At 77.4% G+C, this 870-nt stretch carries 2 protein-coding genes; both read right to left on the bottom strand.

What is annotated here, in order from left to right:
- A partial coding sequence (locus tag HW577_RS25765) for a hypothetical protein (protein ID WP_198378921.1) occupies nucleotides 1-371 on the bottom strand: 371 nt, incomplete at its 3' end.
- The coding region (locus tag HW577_RS25760; protein WP_198378920.1) for a hypothetical protein at nucleotides 368-870 on the bottom strand (503 nt) is incomplete at its 5' end. The genes HW577_RS25760 and HW577_RS25765, both read right to left, overlap by 4 nt.

Here is an 870-nt window from a genome sequence, read left to right as displayed (position 1 = left end):
TCGGCCGGCGTGGGCGCGCCATCGGCCGCCGCCGGGGCAAGCGGCAGCAGCGCGCGGGTCGCCTCCGCATCGCCGGAAGCGAGCGCGACGGCGACCGCGAAGGCGCGCGGGAAGGGGGCGGAACGGTCGAGATGCGGCAGCACGAGTTCGATGGCGAGCAGCGGCCGCGCGAGATCAGGCGCGCCATCGCCGGCCATCGGGTGGGCCGCCGCGTGGGCGGGCGCGATCATCCGCGGCGGCGCAGCGCCATGGGTGCCGAGCAGCGCGACCGTCGAGAGCAGGCAGGCGAGCAGCGCCAGGCAGAAGGTGGCGAGCGCGTTCCAGCGGGCGAGCAGGTCCTGCGGCGGCGGGTCCCGGGGGTCCTCGGTCATGGGCAGGCCTCCATCCTCCCCAGCGCGGCGAGCCGCGCGGCCAGCGTCGTGGCGGCGATGCCGGAAGCCTCGGTCGCGAGGCGGCGTTCGGCGCGCGCGATCGCATCCAGCGCCTGCGCCTCGAAGGCCGAGCGGTTGAGCGCGGCATCGACGCGGTTGAACAGCCAGTCGATGCCCCAGGCGACGCCGATGCCGCCGGCGATGCCGACCATGGTCCCCGAGGCGCCGGCCATGGCGAAGCCGAAGGCGCCGCCGGCGGCGATAACGGAACCGACCTCGCTGATGCGCACCAGCACCGCGCCGAGCCGCGCGGCGAGCGGGCGGACGGACCGCAGGAAGGCGGCGCTGCCATCCGTGCCTTCCTCGGCGATCAGCGCCATGGGGTCGGTGGTCGCGTCGGCGACCAGGACCGGGCCGATCGGCCGCGCGGCGGCGGCGAAATGCAGCGCATGGGTGGGCGCGGCGCCGGGCGGGGCCGCGGGCAGGCGCGCGATGCGCG

The organism is Neoroseomonas rubea, assembly GCF_016106015.1.
GTDB lineage: Bacteria > Pseudomonadota > Alphaproteobacteria > Acetobacterales > Acetobacteraceae > Neoroseomonas > Neoroseomonas rubea.
The sequence above is the reverse complement of the archived record's forward strand: the minus strand, read 5'-3'. Positions and strand labels throughout refer to the sequence as shown.